The 20,311-nt window shown below is 37.8% G+C and carries 15 protein-coding genes, 1 pseudogene and 1 riboswitch; of the genes and pseudogenes, 13 read left to right on the top strand and 3 right to left on the bottom strand.

Annotation, left to right across the window (positions count from 1 at the left end):
- Nucleotides 1-497: 497 nt before the first annotated feature.
- The 3 genes from BUB45_RS14350 (at nt 498) to BUB45_RS14360 (ending at nt 7,141) form a co-directional block, all read left to right on the top strand.
- Entirely contained in the window at nt 498-4,826 is a 4,329-nt protein-coding gene (locus BUB45_RS14350) for a S8 family serine peptidase (protein ID WP_073011040.1), read from the top strand.
- Nucleotides 4,827-4,939: 113 nt separating this feature from the next.
- Nucleotides 4,940-5,081: riboswitch (FMN riboswitch) on the top strand.
- A gap of 166 nt (nt 5,082-5,247) precedes the next feature.
- A complete protein-coding gene (locus BUB45_RS14355; protein ID WP_371413704.1) occupies nt 5,248-5,844 on the top strand; it encodes an ECF transporter S component in 597 nt (198 codons plus the stop codon).
- A 325-nt stretch (nt 5,845-6,169) separates the two neighbouring features.
- Complete coding sequence (locus tag BUB45_RS14360; RefSeq protein WP_073011043.1) at nt 6,170-7,141, top strand: P1 family peptidase; 972 nt, start codon at nt 6,170-6,172, stop codon at nt 7,139-7,141.
- A gap of 187 nt (nt 7,142-7,328) precedes the next feature.
- On the opposite strand, the gene BUB45_RS14365 is transcribed toward BUB45_RS14360, so the two are convergent.
- The 3 genes from BUB45_RS14365 to BUB45_RS14375 are packed head-to-tail and all read right to left on the bottom strand — an operon-like array spanning nt 7,329 to nt 9,049.
- Entirely contained in the window at nt 7,329-7,682 is a 354-nt protein-coding gene (locus BUB45_RS14365; protein ID WP_073011046.1) for a TraR/DksA C4-type zinc finger protein, read from the bottom strand.
- Nucleotides 7,683-7,707: 25 nt separating this feature from the next.
- Nucleotides 7,708-8,094, bottom strand: a complete 387-nt coding sequence (locus BUB45_RS14370; protein WP_073011048.1) for a hotdog fold thioesterase — start codon at nt 8,092-8,094, stop codon at nt 7,708-7,710.
- 16 nt (nt 8,095-8,110) lie between these two features.
- The gene (locus tag BUB45_RS14375; RefSeq protein ID WP_073011051.1) at nt 8,111-9,049 is read right to left on the bottom strand and encodes a 1,4-dihydroxy-2-naphthoate polyprenyltransferase; all 939 of its coding nucleotides are present in this window, start codon (nt 9,047-9,049) and stop codon (nt 8,111-8,113) included.
- Between the two features lie 214 nt (nt 9,050-9,263).
- Between BUB45_RS14375 and BUB45_RS14380 the strand changes: the two genes are divergently transcribed.
- The 10 genes and pseudogenes from BUB45_RS14380 to BUB45_RS19625 all read left to right on the top strand — a co-directional run.
- Nucleotides 9,264-10,655 carry an isochorismate synthase gene (locus BUB45_RS14380; RefSeq protein ID WP_073011053.1) on the top strand — a complete coding sequence of 464 codons (1,392 nt, stop codon included), beginning with the start codon at nt 9,264-9,266 and terminating at the stop codon, nt 10,653-10,655.
- Complete coding sequence (menD, locus tag BUB45_RS14385) at nt 10,652-12,400, top strand: 2-succinyl-5-enolpyruvyl-6-hydroxy-3-cyclohexene-1-carboxylic-acid synthase (RefSeq protein ID WP_073011056.1); 1,749 nt, start codon at nt 10,652-10,654, stop codon at nt 12,398-12,400. Before BUB45_RS14380 ends, menD begins: the two co-directional genes overlap by 4 nt.
- Nucleotides 12,400-13,200, top strand: a complete 801-nt coding sequence (gene menH / locus BUB45_RS14390) for a 2-succinyl-6-hydroxy-2,4-cyclohexadiene-1-carboxylate synthase (protein WP_073011059.1) — start codon at nt 12,400-12,402, stop codon at nt 13,198-13,200. Before menD ends, menH begins: the two co-directional genes overlap by 1 nt.
- Before the next feature lies 1 nt (nt 13,201).
- Entirely contained in the window at nt 13,202-14,056 is an 855-nt protein-coding gene (menB, locus tag BUB45_RS14395; protein ID WP_170861763.1) for a 1,4-dihydroxy-2-naphthoyl-CoA synthase, read from the top strand.
- A 409-nt stretch (nt 14,057-14,465) separates the two neighbouring features.
- Nucleotides 14,466-15,914 carry an o-succinylbenzoate--CoA ligase gene (locus BUB45_RS14400; RefSeq protein WP_073011062.1) on the top strand — a complete coding sequence of 483 codons (1,449 nt, stop codon included), beginning with the start codon at nt 14,466-14,468 and terminating at the stop codon, nt 15,912-15,914.
- Between the two features lie 328 nt (nt 15,915-16,242).
- The gene (locus tag BUB45_RS14405) at nt 16,243-16,683 is read left to right on the top strand and encodes an OsmC family protein (RefSeq protein WP_073011065.1); all 441 of its coding nucleotides are present in this window, start codon (nt 16,243-16,245) and stop codon (nt 16,681-16,683) included.
- Nucleotides 16,684-17,242: 559 nt separating this feature from the next.
- On the top strand, nt 17,243-17,437 hold the full coding sequence (locus tag BUB45_RS14410; RefSeq protein WP_073011067.1) for a helix-turn-helix transcriptional regulator: 195 nt from the start codon (nt 17,243-17,245) through the stop codon (nt 17,435-17,437).
- Nucleotides 17,438-17,908, top strand: coding sequence for a hypothetical protein (locus BUB45_RS14415; RefSeq protein ID WP_073011070.1), 471 nt, complete (start codon nt 17,438-17,440; stop codon nt 17,906-17,908).
- A 697-nt stretch (nt 17,909-18,605) separates the two neighbouring features.
- Nucleotides 18,606-19,955: an MATE family efflux transporter gene (locus BUB45_RS14420; protein ID WP_073011073.1), complete on the top strand. Its 1,350-nt coding sequence runs from the start codon at nt 18,606-18,608 to the stop codon at nt 19,953-19,955.
- A gap of 126 nt (nt 19,956-20,081) precedes the next feature.
- Nucleotides 20,082-20,311, top strand: a pseudogene (locus BUB45_RS19625) (hypothetical protein); the annotation flags it as partial.

The raw sequence follows: 20,311 nt of genomic DNA on the forward strand, positions 1-20,311 counted from the left end.
AATCTTGGATTTGTAGGTAAACTTAATCATTTTTATACTAGAAAAAAGAGAAACGTTAATCGTTTTTAGAACAAAAAGCGTGATTTTTTTCATCCCTATAACAAAGCTATATTTGAAGCTAGTTTTCCTAAGTAGGAGGAAACTAGCTTATTTTTTTTGCGCTATAGGAAAATATAAGATTTTTTGGTTTACAGTATAAGCTTTCGTCATAAAATCGCTTGGGTACAAGCCAAGTGTTACTAAGAGAATAAGCATGTATAGGTTACAAAGAGGATGAATAAAAGTGAGAAAAAATAAGACTATTTTATTAATTTGGAATATTGAGATATAAAACGACTTATATCGACACCTTTCTTCATGGGTACTCTACTATACTTAGTCTAACAACAGAGAGTGACCTAGTAGCTACAAAAGAACGCAGAAAATGAAAGGGGGCAAGATGCATCTGCTGTTCTTTCATTTGTAGCAGGATTGAAAAATTGGAGGGAGGAATAGTTTTGAAAAGAAGAAGGCGACAAACCAAAATGCTAAGCATTGCCGCAACATGTTTTATTGCATTTTCTTTATTTACGCCTGGGGTAGCTGGTGCGCAAGAAACGCAGAATCTGCATCAATCTGTTAGTGATTCTACTAAGGTAGAAAATAAACTAAGTAGCAAATTAACAAAGCAATTTAAAGATAATGATAAGGTAACTTTTCTTGTTAAATTTGCTGAAAAGGCAGATGTGAAAAAGGCGGCTAATAATGCAAAAAAAACAGCAAAAAAAGCTAGCTTGACAGCTCAAAAGGTAGAACATGTTCAACGTTCAGCAGTTATTTCAGAGTTGAAGTCTACAGCTTTAGAATCGCAAACGAATGTAAAAGATTATATTCAAAAGCAAAAAGAGAAAGGCAATGTAGAGACATTCCAATCTTTTCACATTGTGAATGGAATGTCAGTAACAGCTACCAAAAAGATAGCTGAAAAAATTGCTTCTTATCCTGAAGTAGAAAAAATATTACCCAATGAGGAACGTAAACTATTTGAAGTAACTGTCGATAAAGAAGAAAAGCAAATAAAAGCTGAGAACGAAAATGTAGAATGGAATGTGGAGCGTGTTGGTGCTCCGTCTGTATGGGATATGGGATTTGACGGCTCGGGTATTGTAGTAGCAAGTATTGATAGCGGAGCGCAATGGGATCATCCAGCTTTGCAGGAGCAGTATCGTGGGTATAATTCTGAAACGGGAGAAGTAGATCACGCTGCAAGTTTCTTCGATGCGACAGCTGGTGAAGAAGAAGCTTATGATGATCACTCACACGGTACACATGTTACGGGGACAATGGTTGGAGCAGAGGCTGACGGTTCCAATCAAATCGGGGTAGCCCCAGGAGCAAAATGGATTGCAGCAAAAGGATTAAATGCCGCAGGTGTTGGCTATGACAATTGGTTATTATCAGCTGCAGAATGGATGCTGGCTCCGAATGGAGACGCTTCCATGGCTCCGGATATTGTAAATAACTCTTGGGGTGGTGGCTCAGGGCTTGATGAATGGTATCGAGATGTAGTAACTGCATGGAGAGAAGCGGGAATTTTCCCAGCATTTTCCGCTGGGAATACTTCCCTATCTAATCCAGGTGGGCCAGGTTCAGTAGCGGTGCCAGCTAATTATCCAGAGTCTTTTGCCATTGGTGCAACGGATGTTAACGATGTGTTAGGAAGTTTCTCTTTACTTGGGCCTTCGCCATATGACGAAATAAAACCAGAAATAACAGCACCTGGTGTTAATATTCGTTCAAGTGTGCCAGGAAGCGGTTATGAAGGAGGATGGAACGGTACATCCATGGCAAGCCCAGCGCTCTCTGGAGTTTTAGCATTAATGAAGCAGGCAGATGGAAGTCTTACTGTGAATGAAATGGAAGAAATTGTTATGTCAACCGCTAATCCGCTCACAGACAGTGAATACCCTGAATCACCGAATAACGGATATGGACATGGATTAGTTAACGCTTATGACGCTGTTTCTTCTTTAGTATCTGGTTTAGGAACGTTAGAAGGGCAAGTAACAAAAGCTGGTGAAGACACAGAGGCACCTGTTTTCGAGCATGAGCCATTAACAGAAGCGTATATGGGGATGGATTTAGATTTAAATATTCAGGTGTCCGACAATATTAGTGTAAGTTCAGTTGATTTACAGTATACAAACGCAGCTGGGGAAGAAGAAACAATTGAAGCAGAACGTGTTTCTGGTGATTATAAGGATGGAAGCTATATAGCTTCCATCCCTGGAGAACAATTAACTGGAGAAAGTTTATCTTACACATGGCATATGAACGATTTTGGCAACAATGAAACGAGCAGTGAAACGTATGAGGTAGCTTTACGACCGGGAATTACGGTCGGTTATGAGGAAGATTTTGAAGCTGCATCGGCTGGCTGGACGGTATTTGGAGAAAACAATAGTTGGGAGCGTGGAGTGCCAACTTCCGGACCTGAAACTGCTGCTTCTGGAAAGAATGTATATGCCACTAATTTGGCTGGCGCGTATGAGAGTGATTCAAATACGACACTTGTGATGCCGCCAATTGATCTTCCAGAAGAAGGGAACGCTTTTTTACAATTTAATCAATGGTATAACTTAGAAAACAACTACGACTATGGTCATGTATTTATTTCCACGGATCAGGAGGATTGGACACAGCTTGAGGAAATTTCCGATGTTTCTGAAGGATGGGAAAATATCACAGTTGATTTATCCGACTATCTCGGTCAACGAGTTTATATAGGCTTTAATTTAGATACAGACGGTAGTGTTACACGTGATGGCTGGTATATTGATGACGTTGCTTTAACAGATACAGCAGGTACAAAAAATGCATCTTTAACAGCAGAAGCGTCAAATCCTGGTTTGTTAGGATTTATAGATACGGTACGTGTAGCTTCCAAAGACAAACAAGATAAACAATCAGCCAAAAAGGAAAAAGTAGACCCGGAAAAAATAAAACCTATCCAGCCAAAGAAAAAAGCAAAACCAAAACAGGATACCGTGAATCCAACATTATTACCAATGCAAGCGCAAGTAAGTGTCATAGAAAGTGGGCGTACGGTAACTACAGACCCAGCTACAGGTAGCTACTCATTATTACATGCAGCGGGAGATTTTACGGTAAAAGCAGAAGCATATGGCTTTGAATCCCAAGAACAGTCTGTAACAATTGATTCGGATGGTACTTCGGAGGCTGATTTTACGTTAGAAGAAATGGACCAATACACGATAAGCGGAACTATTACGGATGAACAAACAGGCAAGCCTATACCAGATGCAACGATTTTAGTAGTGGAGGATGCCAATATTGAACCAGTAACAACAGATGAGGAAGGTAATTATTCACTCACCGCTTATCAGGGGACATATACGTTAAAAGTTCTTGCAAGCGGTTATCATGGTGCAGAAATGGAAATTAATCTAGAGGATAGCGATCATACTCAAAATGTGGAATTAGAGCCATTCTACACGGTGCCTGGTGGAGAAATTGCTTATGATGATGGAACACCAGAAAATGCTCGCGCCTTCTATGATGCTGGAAATGGTTGGGGAGTAAAGATGACATTACCAGAAGGAAAGGAAACTGGTGTTGTTGATGCTGCTGTCTTTAAATTTTGGAATGAAGAGTTTCCACAACCAGGCGGTACTGCATTTCAAGTGGAGGTTTGGGACGCAAATGGACCAGATGGTACACCAGGTGAAAAGATAGCAGGCCCAGTTGATGCTGAAGCCATTCGCGATGAAAATGAATGGACAGTTGTCGATTTAGAAGAGCATGGCATTGTGGTAGAAGAAGAATTTTATGTGGTGTATATGCAAACAGCACCAAATACAGAAGCACCTGGACTTGCTACAGATGAAAGCAGTCCAAATGCAGAAAGAAGTTATCAACTAGTTGGTGAATCTTGGTCTAAATCACCAGTAGAAGAAGGAAATTATATGATTCGCGCTCACGTTAATTACGAAGTAGAGGAACCTGAAATTACCTCGCCAAAAGATGGCTCTATTACGAATAAGCAACAGGTTACTGTAGAAGGAAATGCTTCACCAACGACTACGATTCAATTAATGAATAATGGAGAAGAAATTGGCTCGGCTGAAATAGGAGATGACGGTGCGTTTGCTATTCCAGCGGAACTGGCAGAAGGGGAAAATGAACTTACAGCAGTTTCTCAGCTAGATGGAAATCCAACAGGCGAATCAGAGCCGGTTAATATAACACTAGATACCGAAAAGCCTGAGCTAACCATCGATTCACCAAAAAATGAGGAAAAACTGAATCGAGAGACTGTTACTGTAGAAGGTTCTGTCTCTGATAATAACTTAGACGCCGTAAAAGTGAACGGTAAGAAAGCAAAAGTACAAGATGGCAAATATTCCAAACGAATTTTGTTAGACAATGGTGAAAATGAAATTAAAGTCGTAGCTCAAGATGCAGCTGGTAATAAAACGAAGGAAAAAATTACAGTGGATGTTAATTTCACAGCGCCTGAGGTTGAGAATTTAACCCCAAAAGAAGATACTACACTAGCCGCTGGTGAGTCCATCAAAATTGAGTTTGATAGTGAACCAGGGCTAAATCCAACCTATGCTATTCATATGCCATTAACGAATACAGCTACGAATGCTACAGAATTACCAATGATGGAAACATCAGAAGGTCATTATGTTGGTTATTGGACAGCAACAAGCAGTGTCGTTGCAGAAGGTGCTGTTATTGAGGTAAAAGTAGAAGATAATTATGGCAATGAGACACGTAAGCAAGCAGAAGGAAAGTTATGGATTAACGCTGAGAAGTAATTGCCATTGCAAAACCTCGCATTTTATTGGAATGCGAGGTTTTGATTTGAGATATTATTTTCTTGCAAAACTAAAAAATCTCATGTAAAATAACCGTAACAATAGAATATCGATTCCATCTTCGGGGCAGGGTGAAATTCCCGACCGACGGTAAAAAGCATGAGTGCTTAAGTCCGTGACCCGCAATTTTTTATTGTGGTTGATCTGGTGCAAGTCCAGAACCGACAGTTACAGTCTGGATGGGAGAAGATGTCGAGCCAAATTTCAGGTACATATATGTGCCTCGTTTTTTCCTATGGTTTGTTTACGTTTACCCTAAAGCCCCAATTAGGCGCTTTAGGGTTTTTCTGTAGAAAGCAAACTGGCTCTAAACCTTCATCACGAAATTGGAATCGATACATGATGAAGGGAGAAATAGAAAATGCAACCAATGAATAAACAATCATCCAAACTGATGAAAGTCATCGTCTTAGCTTTACTAGGTACCATTTCATTATTATTATTTTTCTTAAACTTCCCACTGCCATTATTACCAGCTTTCTTGAAAATTGACTTCAGTGATGTTCCGGCTTTAATGGCATCATTCATCTTTTCACCAGTTGCTGGGGTCCTTGTGGTCGCCATTAAAAATCTCTTGTATTTAGCTGTATCTGGTGCCTCTGACCCAATTGGTGTACTTGCTAATTTTATAGCTGGAATAATGTTTGTTGTACCAGTGTCTATGCTCTATCACAAATTTAAAGGTGTGAAAAGTATAGTTTCTGGTTTAGTTACGGGAACAATCGTAATGGCAGTTGGAATGAGTGTTTTAAATTATTTTGTTTTCTTACCAGCATATGCATGGTTTATGGGATGGGAAGACATGTCAAATACTGCAATTAAATGGGGAATAGTCTCTGCTGGAATACTACCATTTAATATTATAAAAGGAATAATCGTTGGCTTGTTATTTGTCCCATTGTTTTTAAAGTTACGCGTATGGATAGAAGAGAAGCAAGCTAAATTTGCTTCCTCGTAATCTAATTCTAATCGCAATTATATTAACAAGAGCAGTGCAGTCTTTTATTTTAGAATGGCTCGCACTGCTTTTTATTTCCTTCATATGAACTAGCGCAAGTCTTGCCTCGTATCAAATAGCCTGTTTTAAAAATGTTCTACAGATCACAAAAATGAAGTGAATTTTTTGCTTCGTATACCTTATTTAGTAAATAATGTTTTTGTTCTATAGAAAAGTATAAAAGTTAAAAGGTTTATGGTATAAGAAAAAAACAGCTTTCCCAATAGACTTGGCGACAAGAAGCCAGGTTTTTCTAATAAAAATAATAGAAACAGAGGTGTTTTAGATGGCTTATGGGAACATAACGGATGTACCAGGGATAAAAGTAGGAAATGTTGAAAATATGGAAGCGATAACAGGGTGCTCTGTCGTTGTGGCAGAAAATGGTGCGGTTTGTGGTGTAGATGTTCGAGGTTCAGCGCCAGGAACAAGAGAAACAGCATTATTAGATCCTGTAAATACTGTGAATCAAGTACATGCAATTACGCTTTCTGGTGGGAGCGCGTTTGGCTTAGCCGCAGCTGATGGAGTGATGCACTATTTAGAAGAGCAAGGAATAGGTTTAGATGTTCGTGTTGCTAGGGTTCCAATCGTTCCTGCAGCAATTTTATTTGATTTAGCTCTTGGAGATAGCAAGGTTCGTCCGGATAAAGAAATGGGGTACCAAGCAGCAAAACAAGCTAAAAAAGGATTTTTTTCTTTTGGGAATGTTGGTGCAGGATGTGGTGCAACGGTCGGGAAAGTAGCGGGCTTCAAACATTGTATGAAGGGAGGGTTAGGAAGTGCTTCAGTAGAACTTGATAATGGCATAGTTGTGGGAGCATTAGTAGCTGTAAATGCAGTTGGAGATATTAGACACCCAGACACAGGAGAAATATTAGCAGGACCAATAGATTTGGACACCCGAGAAATGATGGACAGTATTACTTATATGCAAAAACACCAAAGTCAAATGTCGGCCGGTATGAACACGACAATTGGTGTGATAGCTACGAATGCTTCGCTTACGAAAGCAGAGGCTACCAAGATTTCACAAATAGCTCATAATGCTTTGGCAAAGACAATCTATCCTGCACATACGCTAATGGACGGTGATACGATCTTTGCTTTAAGTACAGGGAAAAGAAAACAATCCATTGATTTAATAGGAACTATGGCTGTAGAGACATTAGAACAATCCATTGTCCAAGCAATTCTAGCAGCAGAGTCAGTTGGAGGTATCCCTGCTTCTCAAACATATAAGCTAAAAAATAGGTAGGATCCCCCAAATAAATTAGGCTACTAACAATCAGGGGGGAATAAAAAACCCCACTGATTGAATGTTCGCTTTTATTCTTTATGTTTTAAAATTTTTCAGGATCATAGTGTTAGGGTGCCCACGATTAGTTGGGCTAAAAGTAGCCACACGGATTGGTATTAGACACTAGTAAAATGAGCGTTAACTTTTAATTTTCTCCTACTAAAAAACGTGCTGTCGGTTGTGCTTCTAGACGTTCAATTGAGATTGGCTTTCCAGACTTTTCACTTAAACCAAATGTACCCATTTCAATTTTCTGTAGCGCATCATCAATATCTTGTAATTGTTTTTCTAGCATTTGTTGTATCCCTGCTTGTTTTTCCTGTTCAAATTGTTCCGAACCCATATCTGCTGGGTGATTATCGTAATCTGCCAGCTCCTCCAAAGATTCATTTGGTGCTTCCATAATCTTGGCTTCTATTGCTTCTTCTGTTTCTTTTTTCAACTTTAAGAGTCGTTCTTTAAATTCAAATAACTTGTCTTCACTAAGATGTGTTTTCATTGACGAACCCCTTTCAAGCTTTGGATTATTTTTCTTTGGTAATAATACCAATAGTGCATCGAGAAACGCATACGAGCCTATGTTCTGCATCGGTAATTTTTATTTCCCAGACCATCGTTGACTTGCCAATGTGTATCGGAAGTGCTGTAGCTGTAACCACTCCATTTTTAATGCTTCGAATATGGTTGGCGTTAATTTCTATTCCGAAAACGGCTTGCGTTTGGAAGTCAACATACAGACTCGCCCCAATACTAGCAGCCGATTCTGCTAATGCAACGGAGGCACCTCCGTGTAAATATCCAAATGGTTGGCGTGTTCGCTTATCGACTGGCATGGTAAGCTGCACTTTTTCCTTCGTCATGGTTACTGTCTCAATTCCAAGTGCTTCCATTAATGTATTCGGGTAAGCCATGTATTTTAGTACCCCCCTAATTCACAAACGTACTGATAAATAATGAAATTCCTAATAATATCCCATAAATAGAATTGGTTTTACCTGTTGCAGCCATTGCTGGCATCATTTCAAGTGGTTGTGTTTTACCTTTAAATTTTAGAATAACATCTACAGCTTTAATTGCCCCTATAAAGGTAATTAATGACCAAATTGGAAAGATGTTTTCGATAATAAGCCATGCGGTAATTACGAAGGCAACTATAAACATTAGTCCTAGAAACCCGATAGCATTCTTTCTCCCTAATAAAATTGCTAATGTTTTGCGTCCGTTTTCCTTATCATTTTCTAGGTCTCTAATGTTATTAGAAAGTAAGATAGCGCCGATAAAAATTGCAATTGGAATGGAAGCAAACAACACTTCTGCAGTAATGGTTTTTGTTTGAATGTAATAACTAATGCCGATAATCACAGTTCCCATCAAGAATCCTGAAGATAATTCGCCTAATGGAGTATAGGCGATGGGTAAAGGACCTCCTGTATATAAATATCCGAAAAGCATACATATTAAACCTATAACTGCAATCCACCAGCTAGAAGTTGCACTAATATAAAGACCAAGTAGCATTGCCATTCCAAAAAAGGTTAATGCCAAGTTTAGTACTGTTTTCGGTTTAATACCATCTCGTACGATTGTACCCCCAATACCAACAGAACCTTCATTATCAAGACCTTTTACAAAGTCATAATACTCATTAAACATGTTTGTCGCCGCTTGAATAAGCATAGAAGCAATTAGCATGGCTAAGAAAAGTAGTAGATTCATATGCCCTTCATGAAAAGCAAGCATTGAGCCAACAAATACTGGTACGAATGAAGCAGTTAATGTGTGAGGACGTAATAGCCTCCACCATATTTGTAAACCATCCCTTTCATTGAGCGCTTGTTTTACGGTTACTTTATTAGATGAATGCATATATTTTTCCCCCTCCCTTTATTTGAATGCAATATATTGGTAGTATCAAAGACCTAACAATCGTTTTGTTAAGGCGCATGGGACATGAATCATATTAATTCTATGGAAATTACGATATAGTGTCAACGCTTGCGATTGATTTCCTTGAGAATAACCGTAAAAGAGAATAAAATGAAGTAGAAAGTTTGTCATTGTGAGGCGGAGGTTAATTGAAATGATAGAAGTACAGGGTCAGCAAGTTGAAGAACTTTTGCGTGAGGCTATTAACCAGATGGGATTAAAGCAAAGCGCACAACTTGTAAGTATTACGAAACGAGTAGAAGCACAAGATCCCGTTCTCTTCTTTGCATCTGCTGCAAAGCTAAATAAAGAGCGTTGTTTTTGGATGAGTACAAAGGATGCATTTTCCGTTGTCGGTGTTGGCAATGTGTTTGAAATAAATGCGAATGAAGATCGTTTTCAATATATAGAAGAAACATGGAAAAAATTAATAGATGATGTATGGGTCTATAATCCGTTTAAAGCTCCAGGAACAGGGTTAGTGACTTTAGGTGGGCTAGACTTTGACCCAAAGAAACCTAGAACGGACCTGTGGAATGATTTTCCAAGACTTCAATTTAAAATTCCAGAATATATATTGACAAAAAATAATAGTGATTTTTATTTAACGATAAACATAAAAGTATGCAAAGATGACCATCCGATTCAGCTATTGAAAGCGATAGAAACTGTGGAAACAAAGTTGTTTCAAACTGCAAAAGAGCAGCTTGACTTACCCAAAATCATTCATAAAAAGATGATTGCTCCAGAACAATGGAAAAATACGGTTCAAAGAGCGAAGCAAGAGATTCAGCAAAAGCAAATGGATAAAATTGTACTTGCAAGAGAAATGCGACTTACGTTTAGTAAGCAAGTTGATGTTAGTCAAGTGCTAAGTGATTTAATTGATAAACAATCAAATAGTTATATTTTTGCTTTTGAACAAAGTGATAGTTGCTTTGTAGGCGCTACTCCTGAACGACTAGTAAGGGTAGAGAATAAGAAGTTGTTATCAACCTGTTTGGCAGGAACTGCTCCGAGAGGCGCTACGGAGGAGGAAGATCAACGTATTGCTGCTATGCTTTTCCAAGATCCTAAAAATAGAGAAGAACATGACTTTGTTGTGCAGATGATAAAGCAAGGCATTAATAAATATTGTACAGATGTGCAAATACCAGATACACCAGTAGTTTATCCATTAAAAAATTTACAGCACTTATATACACCTGTTACGGGAGTACTTAAAGATGGTTATACCATTTTTAATGTCATTAAAGAATTGCATCCCACTCCTGCATTAGGAGGAGTTCCCAGAGATTTGTCTATGACTTTTATCCGAAATAATGAGCAGTTAGATCGTGGCTGGTATGGCGCGCCAGTCGGTTGGTTAGACAGTAATAACTATGGGGAATTTGCTGTAGCTATTCGTTCAGCATTAATCCAAGAAGATGAAGCTTCTTTATTTGCTGGCTGTGGAATCGTGAAGGACTCAGATCCAGAAGAAGAATTTGCGGAAACCGAAATAAAATTTTCACCAATGCTGACTGTTTTAGGAGGACAACCATGAACCATACAGAAGTTTTGACACGATATGTGACGAATTTTGTCGATGAATTAGTTGCTAATGGTTTAACAGACGCTGTTATTTCTCCAGGATCTAGGTCAACGCCATTAGCGTTAACATTGGCTGAGCATAAAGAAATAAAGGATTGGGTTATTATTGATGAAAGGTCGGCTGCTTTTTTTGCGTTAGGACTTGCGAAAAAATCGAAACGTCCTGTTGTGCTTGTTTGTACTTCTGGAACAGCGACAGCCAATTATTATCCTGCAATTGTGGAAGCCTATCATAGTCGAGTTCCACTCATCGTGTTAACTGCTGACAGGCCACATGAATTAAGAGGAATAGGCGCGCCTCAAGCAATTGATCAAATAAAAATGTATGGGGATTTTGTGAAATGGTTTCATGAAATGGCACTTCCAGAAGCAGGAACTGCCATGCTACATTATGTGCGAAATAAAGCGGCAAGCGCTTACTATATCGCGAAGGAAGGAAATCAAGGAGTTGTTCACTTGAATTTTCCTTTTCGTGAACCATTAATGGTGGATTTTAGTTTTAATGATGTATGGGAAATAAATGATATTTCCTGTACAAGTCCCATATTACCGACGTTTGAAGGGAAAAAGCATTTGCCTAAACAGCAAGTGGAAGAAATTTTGCGTCAATTAGCAGGTAAGCAAAGAGGGGTTATTGTATGCGGACCGCAAACAGATTTGGATTTTCCAGTTGCGGTTACGAAGCTTGCTGAGAAGTGGGGACTTCCTATTTTAGCTGACCCTTTATCGCAAGTTCGATCTGGAGCTCATGTTTCTGATGAAATTATTGAAGGATATGATGCGCTACTGCGTAATCAAACCGTTCGCGAAAAACTAAAGCCTGATTTTATTATTCGTTTTGGGGCCATGCCTGTTTCGAAAGCCTATTCTTTCTATTTGAAGCAACACCAGGATGCACTTCAAATGGTCGTTGAAAATGATGAAGGTTTCCGCGAACCAACCAATAACCCGACGACGTTTATTTTTGCAGAACCAACTATTTATTGTGAGGCTTTAGCAAATGCAGGGGTTGAAACCACATCAAAAGAATGGTTGCAATTGTGGAAGCAATTTAATGACATTGCGAAGAAGCATTTAAATGATCAATCAGATAGTGAAATTAGAGAAGGGGAAGCGATTCGTGCTGTCATGGATTCAACTCCAAACCAGAGCACAATTTTTGTAGGCAACAGTATGGCAGTTCGTGATTTAGATTCGTTCTTTTGGAAAACAGATAAACAGATAGAAGTGCTTGCCAATCGAGGGGCAAATGGTATTGATGGTGTTGTATCTTCTGGTTTAGGTGCTTGTGCGGCTGGGGTAAGAGTTACGCTTGTATTAGGCGATTTATCTTTTTTTCATGATATGAATGGGCTGCATGCGGCGATGCATTACCAATTGCCATTGACTATTTTATTAATTAATAATAATGGTGGTGGAATATTTTCCTTTTTATCGCAGGCTGATGATAAAAAACATTTTGAAGCTTTATTCGGTACACCTTTACATATCGATTTCAAGTATGTTGTTCATATGTATGGAGGTTATTATGTACATGCAAAAACAGAAGCGGATGTGAAGCAGAAACTCATTGAAAGTTACAATAGAGAAGGTCTGTCCGTAATTGAAGTGAAAACAAATAGAGACATAAATGCCAACTGGCACAAATCGAAGTGGCAGGCCATTGAACAGGAAATTTTGGAGGAGAGGAATAGATAGTGTACTTTTCTACAAATGATGCTACGTATTGGTATAAAATAAATGGCGAAGGATATCCCCTTGTTTTATTACATGGATTTACGGGTAGTAGTCAAACGTGGCAACCATTTATAACGAAATGGAAGCAAGAATGGCAAGTTATCACGATTGACCTTCCAGGACATGGAAAGACGAACGCGAAACATAAATCCATGGAAGCATGCTGCAGAGATATTGCTTCACTATTGCAATATTTACAGCTTGAACCTGTTCATCTGCTTGGTTATTCTATGGGTGGAAGAACAGCCATTGCATTTGCAATAAGTTACCCTGAATGGGTAAACGGTATAATATTAGAAAGTACTTCTCCAGGTCTTGAAGATTCAATAGAGCGGCAAAAACGAAAACAAGTAGATGATGAATTAGCAAAGAAAATAGAACAAAAAGGTCTAGCATGGTTTGTTTCCTATTGGGAAAACATCCCCCTATTTTCTACGCAACAAAAAATGCCGATCAATAATCAAACCAGAATTCGAAAAGAACGCATGCGTCAATCTGCTGTTGGTCTTGCTGATTCCCTCCGTTTTATGGGTACAGGTACACAGCGGTCCTATTGGAATGAATTAGCTTCCATGAATAAGTCTGCTCTTCTAATAACTGGTGAGTTAGATCAAAAGTATTGTGTTATTATGGAGAAAATGTCTCGCATCTTGCCAAATGCAGTGCATCATATGGTTCCTGATGCTGGACATGCAATTCACGTGGAGAAACCAAATATTTTTGGTAAAATAGTAAGTAGACATTTAGAAAGTTTATCATAAAATGTCTGCTTACATACATTTTAAAGGAGGAAGTATCGTGGCAGTACAATGGGAAAAAGTAAGAGATTATGAAGAAATTTTTTATGAAAAATATAATGGCATCGCCAAGGTAACGATTAATCGCCCTGAAAAGCGAAATGCGTTTACTCCATTAACTGTAAATGAAATGATTGATGCATTTGCGGATGCGAGAGATGATTCTGACATTGGTGCAATTATTTTAGCAGGAGAAGGGGACAAGGCGTTTTGTTCAGGTGGTGACCAATCAGTACGTGGGCATGGCGGTTATGTAGGTAGTGACCAAGTGCCAAGATTGAATGTATTAGACTTGCAACGCTTAATTCGTACAATTCCAAAACCGGTAGTTGCTATGGTGTCTGGGTATGCTATTGGCGGTGGGCATGTCTTGCACGTCGTGTGTGATTTAACAATTGCTGCTGACAATGCTGTTTTTGGACAAACTGGTCCGAAAGTAGGTAGTTTTGACGCTGGTTATGGCGCTGGCTTGCTTGCTAGAATGGTCGGTCATAAGCGTGCAAGAGAAATCTGGTACTTATGCCGTCAATACAATGCTGAGGAAGCGTATGAGATGGGCTTAGTTAATACAGTTGTACCATTGGAAAAATTAGAAGAAGAGACAATTCAATGGTGTGAGGAAATGTTATCCAAATCTCCAACCGCTTTGCGTTTCCTAAAAGCTTCCTTTAATGCAGATACAGATGGGCTAGCTGGACTCCAACAAATGGGCGGCGATGCAACGCTGCTTTACTACACAACAGAAGAAGCAAAAGAAGGAAGAGATGCTTTTAAAGAAAAAAGGCAGCCAAACTTTAAAAAGTTTCCTCGCTTTCCTTAATTTAAAAACTGTTTTAAAGGAAGTAGCTGAAGTACATGTATAATTCTAAGCTTCTTACATATGTTCGCCATGTAAGATGTGCTGGAAGGCTCTACTTTTAGAATAGATAACAAGATATATATAACACTTTAAGTAGGAGCTAACAGAGTGCACAAAAAGTTTTTAATGAACGTTTGCGGTATTCAACAGCATGAATTAATGGACGGAATTACTTATTAAGAAGGTAGGTTCGCTTTCTACTCTACTTCTATACAAAAAGCCTTTGCTCCAATCCTAAGCAAGGGCTTTTTGCACTATCAGGAAACCGGTTATGGCTTACAGATATGAACCCGTTCTATGAAAGTAACTATCTATTTGAATAATGATTGTGTAGCCGTTTCTCTAATGCAAAATGAAAAGAGGTGTTAATATGCAAACAGTAATACCGCATTGGCTTACTAAGCAGGCGGAGATATCACCTGAGCAAATAGCAATTCAAAATGGTAATGGAAGTACACTTACATTTCAACAGCTAAAGAAAAGCAGTCAGAATTATGCTAGAAAATTGGCTGCTTTAGGCGTGTCAAGCGGAACTCATGTTGCGGTGCTTTCAACGAATAAACAGGAGATGGTAGTTGCCATTCATGCATTAAGTTATTTGCAGGCAGTAGTTGTTTTACTAAATAGTAGATTAACAAGTGAGGAATTGACTTATCAATTGAAAGACGCTGAAGTGTCATTCTTATTTTATGATGAATCATTAGCTCCTCTGTCCGAACAAATATCTTTCTCACAAAGCCTATCTTTTACTGCTGTTAATCATTTACAGCCAAAAGATGTGAAATTAGCAACAGAAATAAATTTGCAGACGCCGTTTACGATGATGTATACATCTGGCACAACAGGTTTTCCTAAAGGAGTGATACATACATATGGAAATCATTGGTGGAGTGCGATAGGGAGTGCACTAAATCTTGGAATTCAAAAAGAAGATAAGTGGTTAGCTGTATTGCCTTTATTCCATGTTAGTGGTCTGTCTATTCTGATACGTAGTGTTATCTATGGGATGACTGTCTATTTATTAGAAAAATTCAACAAAAAAATAGTACATGATGCGATTTTAACGAAAAAAATAACAATGATTTCCGTAGTAACCGTTATGCTGCAGCAATTATTAGAAGAATTAGGGGATGATTCATATCCTGCATATTTACGTTGCATGCTATTAGGAGGAGGGCCAGCTCCAAAGTCTTTGTTGGAACAAGCGAAAGAAAAAAACGTACCAGTTTTCCAATCTTTTGGGATGACTGAAACGGCTTCACAAATTATTACATTAAGTGCTAAAGATGCTTTAAAGAAAATTGGTTCTGCGGGAAAACCTTTATTTCCGGCGCAATTAAAAATTAATACACCGGATGAAAACGGAGTTGGTGAAATATTTGTTAAAGGGCCGATGGTTACAAACGGCTATTATAATAATGAATCTGCAACAATAAACGCTTTTCACAATGGTTGGCTAGCTACAGGGGATTTAGGTTATTTGGATAAGGAAGGTTACTTATATGTGGTTGACAGGCGGAGTGATTTAATTATTTCTGGCGGTGAAAATGTATATCCTTCCGAAGTAGAAAGCACACTGGCACGATTTCCGGGTATTAAAGAAGTTGGTGTGACAGGTAAAACTGACCCGAAATGGGGAGAGGTTCCAGTTGCTTTTATTGTAACGGATCAAACGTACAACCATGGGAAACTACAATGTTTTTTAACCGAACATTTAGCTGCATATAAACGCCCCAAAGAAATACATGAGGTAGATTACTTACCACGTAATGCTTCTAATAAGCTAGTTCGTTTAGAGTTGAAAAAATTAATCAAGTGAATTGTAATTATTACTCTGTTTAAATAGACGGGAGCGATCTAGTAGATAAATTAGGTCAGCTCCTATTTTAAAATTTAATAAGAGTGGTGTTTTTTCTATCAGTTAGAAAATCGTGTAGACTTTCTCTTTATACCTAATGAAGCTTTAATTCAAAGAACCTTAATAAATTTTTGAAAAAGATGGCATTGTCAATTTTTTAGCTCAAAAAGCACTGAGTTTATCTACAGTTATGTTCAGTGATTCACAATTCATCTATAGAATATTTGAAGCTAACGTTGTATAATTAATTTATCCTAATAAATAATATTTAGAAAAGGTGGTTATTATTATGGCTAAATCTACATTTCGAGCCACTGCTCAACTGCAGGATGGTGTTCAAGTTAAAGTTAAATCAAGAAATTTTGAAATTACAGTCGATGAACCTAAGAACTTAGGTGGTACAGATACGGGAATGAACCCAGTAGAATTAGTGCTTGGTGCTCTTGGCGCTTGCCAAGCAATTGTTGCACGAGTTTTTGCCAAAAAATTTAATATTGAATTTAGTGACTTATGGATTGAATTAGAAGGCGACTTAGACCCAGATGGTTTTATGCATAAAGCAGATGTACGAAAAGGTTATTCCGAAATTCGCTACAATATTCATATAAAAACGGATGCGCCTCAAGAAAAAGTAGAAGAATTTGTTGCTTTTATTGAAGATACTTGCCCAGTAGGTGATACATTGGCAAACCCAGTTAATACGAAGTTAAACAATATTATTATTGAATAGTGTAGGTTATTACGAATAGAAGTGTGTAAGAACTACCACTTCAAGAGTGAGTAGTTGTGGCTAGATAAGTCAATAGCACTTAAATAATCTCTTTATAAGAGGGTTTTAGTTATACACTCTTACACAGATCAAATACTGTCGTTTATCACAAAAGAAAAGGATAGTGTTTTCGATCATCTAAGCTTTACTAAAACTACTAAAATTTATTAGATAGAAGAAAGCGCTTAATAATTTTAAGGATGGGGGATTCTCTATCCTTATTTTTTTATTTAAACTTTATGGTTTACATGTAGCATGGGATCCATACACACTGGCAAAGAAGATAGAAGATAAGCTATTTTATAACGTGTATAACAACAGGAAGCAAAGCAGGATGTAAATACTTTTGTATTCTTGCTCATTTACATTTAATTTTAGTAACTACATACAATAGTGAGTCTTAATCGAAAAAACGCCTAACTAAGGACTAATAATTTTAAAAGCAGTTGACTAACTTAAGTTTATAATGTAATATATAATTAACATTTTGTTAGTTATATATTACTTTTGGTGGTGGATTATGGCAAATAAAATAAAATTAGCGCGTGTTGAGAAAGGGTTAACACAAGCTCAACTTGCCCAAAGAGTTAATGCGACAAGACAAACGATAGGCCTAATTGAAAAAAGTAAATATAATCCAAGTTTAAACTTATGTATTGCGATAGCCAATGAATTAGGAAAGTCATTAGATGATTTATTTTGGGAGGAATCGTAAGTGAAACGTTCTTTTATATATGTTTTTTTACCGGAAGGTGGTGAATATAAGCAGATGCGAATAATAACCATTTTAGCTGAGGCAGCTGTTATTGTCTCAACCCTGTTGATGCTATGTTTATTCGCCGGCAGTTGGTTCGATTGGCATATGGAAGGATATTTGACCGCATTTTTTATCTTTACTTTTATTCTATTTTATACTTTTTTACGTTATATTCTGTCTGGAATGGAATATGCCGAAATTGCAGGAGAGGCTAATTACATTAAAGCTAAAAGGAAGGTGTATAGTCAATCGATACGTTTTGGAATTGTTTTCAGTATAATAATGTTTGTTTCAAAAGGTATTCCAAATGATTGGATAGATGCTTTAGATATAGTAGGTCCATCGATACTTGCTACATGTTTTTATTTTATTTTTGATCGAATTTCATTAAAAAAATCATACAAGAAAAATAAAGATTTATTGGATTAATCCAATGTATATGTGTAAAAAATTAGTGAATAGAATGACTTAAGAATAAAGGCGCTGGAGCCCCGGTTAGCAACGTAGAGAGTGGAACGAATCAACGAAAGCTTTAGGAATTATGCCCTGCAACAGGAGTATGCCGGCGCCCTCCGGCAAGCCCGTCTTTAGTCGGCCTTCCTATTTAGAACGAACGGATGATGACTTAGCTTAGGGGCAATGGAGTGAAGTCGCTTAGTTGCTGGGCGCTGGAGCCGGACGTGGCTAAATAACTTAGTAAGTTTATCACAGCTACTAAATTTTATAATTTCCTAATTTCCTAGACCATTAAAAAGTGGCATATTAAATGTCGCTTTTTTGTATTATAGGAGATTAGATGCTTCAGGATAAGAAAACAACTGATTAGCTACGTACGCTGCAACAATTAGGCGATCTCATTCCATTGCCTTAAGCTAAGTCTTCATCAATCCGTGCCTAAGAGGATGGTCGACTATACAAGGATTTACCGCTTGACATCGGCAAACCCCTGTTTTAGTGGCAGGATTCCTAAATCTTTCGTTGATGCTTCCCAGTCGTCACGTTGTTAAACCGGCATTCCGGTCAATCGTTCTCTCACATGTGCTATTTTTTAATTAGTCATTTAAAATGGACTTTTTATGAATACGAAATTAGAATAAGAGTAGTAGCTTTGAATTGGGGTGATGTAATGAGCATAGTTGAACAAAAATTAGGGAGTCAGCCTGTTAAAAAGAGCTTTTTTCAGTATTTTCTCCCTACTATTTTAGGTATGATGCTTATGTCCGTGAATATCGTCATTGATGGTATATTTGTTGGCAATGGTGTAGGCTCCCTTGCTTTAGCAAGTGTAAATATAGCAGTTCCTGTTTTTTCAATTATCATTTCCATTTCATTATTAATTGGTGTTGGTGGGGGAACGTTATACTCCATTGCAGTTGGGTCTGGAGATAAAGAGAAAGCAAAGCGTTTATATACCATTTCTATCGTGCTTGTAACGATAATAAGTCTATGCATTAGTGTTTTTGGTCTCCTATTTATGGAGCCTTTAGCAAGGCTCTTTGGAGCAAATGCAGAAACTTTGCCCTATGCTTTAGACTATATGCGTATTTTGTTTCTGTTTTCATTAGTCTTAGCTTTGGAAGTATGTTTAAGTATTTTCGTGCGAAATGATGGTGACCCACAATTAGCGATGATCGGTTTAATTGTGGCAGCCGTTGTTAATGTTATTTTAAACTACGTAATGTTATTTATCCTTGAATGGGAAGTTACTGGAGCTGCGATTGCTACTTCAGTGGCAACACTTATTGGTTTAATCATTTATTCGTTGCATTTTTTTAAAAAAGGCTCTGGTCTAAAATTGACAAAAATAGTCTGGAAAAAGGCGGATTTGAAACAAATAAGCGCCATTGGTCTACCTAGCTTTTTATCAGAAGCGGGTATTGGTATTTTTGTAATGGGGTATAATATTGCCATTGCTTATTATGCTGGTACAAATGGGCTGGCAGCTTTTTCAGTAATTAACTATTTGCATACTTTTATGTTACTCGCATTTATCGGTATAGGTTCATCGATACAACCGATGATTAGTTATTATTATGGAGCCAAAAAATTTACTTCTATAAAAGAAACGGTGAAAATTGCAGAATTAACCGGTTTTCTGCTTGGTGGTTTATTTCTAGTTATTGGTTACTTAGGTGCGGATTTGCTTGTATCTATTTTTGGGATCGAATCCAATGAAATTAAAAACCTGGCTGTAAGAGGAATTAAATTGTTTTTCTTAGGTTACTTGTTTATGGGAGTAAATTTTATTTATATGACATACTATCAATCTATCGGCTACGTTCGTCCATCAGTGGGCATAACGCTGTTCCGAGGATTTATTTTATTAATTGTTATGCTTCTCATCTTACCATTGTTATTAGGAACTACAGGTGTATGGCTTGCGCTACCAGTATCGGAGACGATCGTTGCTCTTGTACTTTTATTGGTAGCCAGAAAAGGAGTTATGCATAATCAATTAGAGACAAGGGGCTTTTAATAGATGAAGATTGATAAACATGATTTGGGGCTGTTGCACAATCAAGTAATTGATTGTGTAACAGCTTTTTTGTGTATACACAAAAAAACAGACCACAAAGGGCCTGTTCTCATGTATTATTAATTTATGACCAATAAACAAATAACACAAACCCAGTATACGCAAACTGCAGCAAATTATCAATTATATTTACCGATGGATGTAGAAGAAATGATTCCTATGGATGATTCGGTCCGGCTCCACTGCCTCTTATGTGAAAGGATGGATTATAGAGAACTACTACAGGCATACGCTTCCAAAGGGAGAAAACCAGCAGTCGATCCAGTCATTCTATTTAAGGTCATTACCTACGCAGC

Source organism: Virgibacillus chiguensis, assembly GCF_900129865.1.
GTDB classification, from domain to species: Bacteria; Bacillota; Bacilli; order Bacillales; family Amphibacillaceae; genus Virgibacillus; species Virgibacillus chiguensis.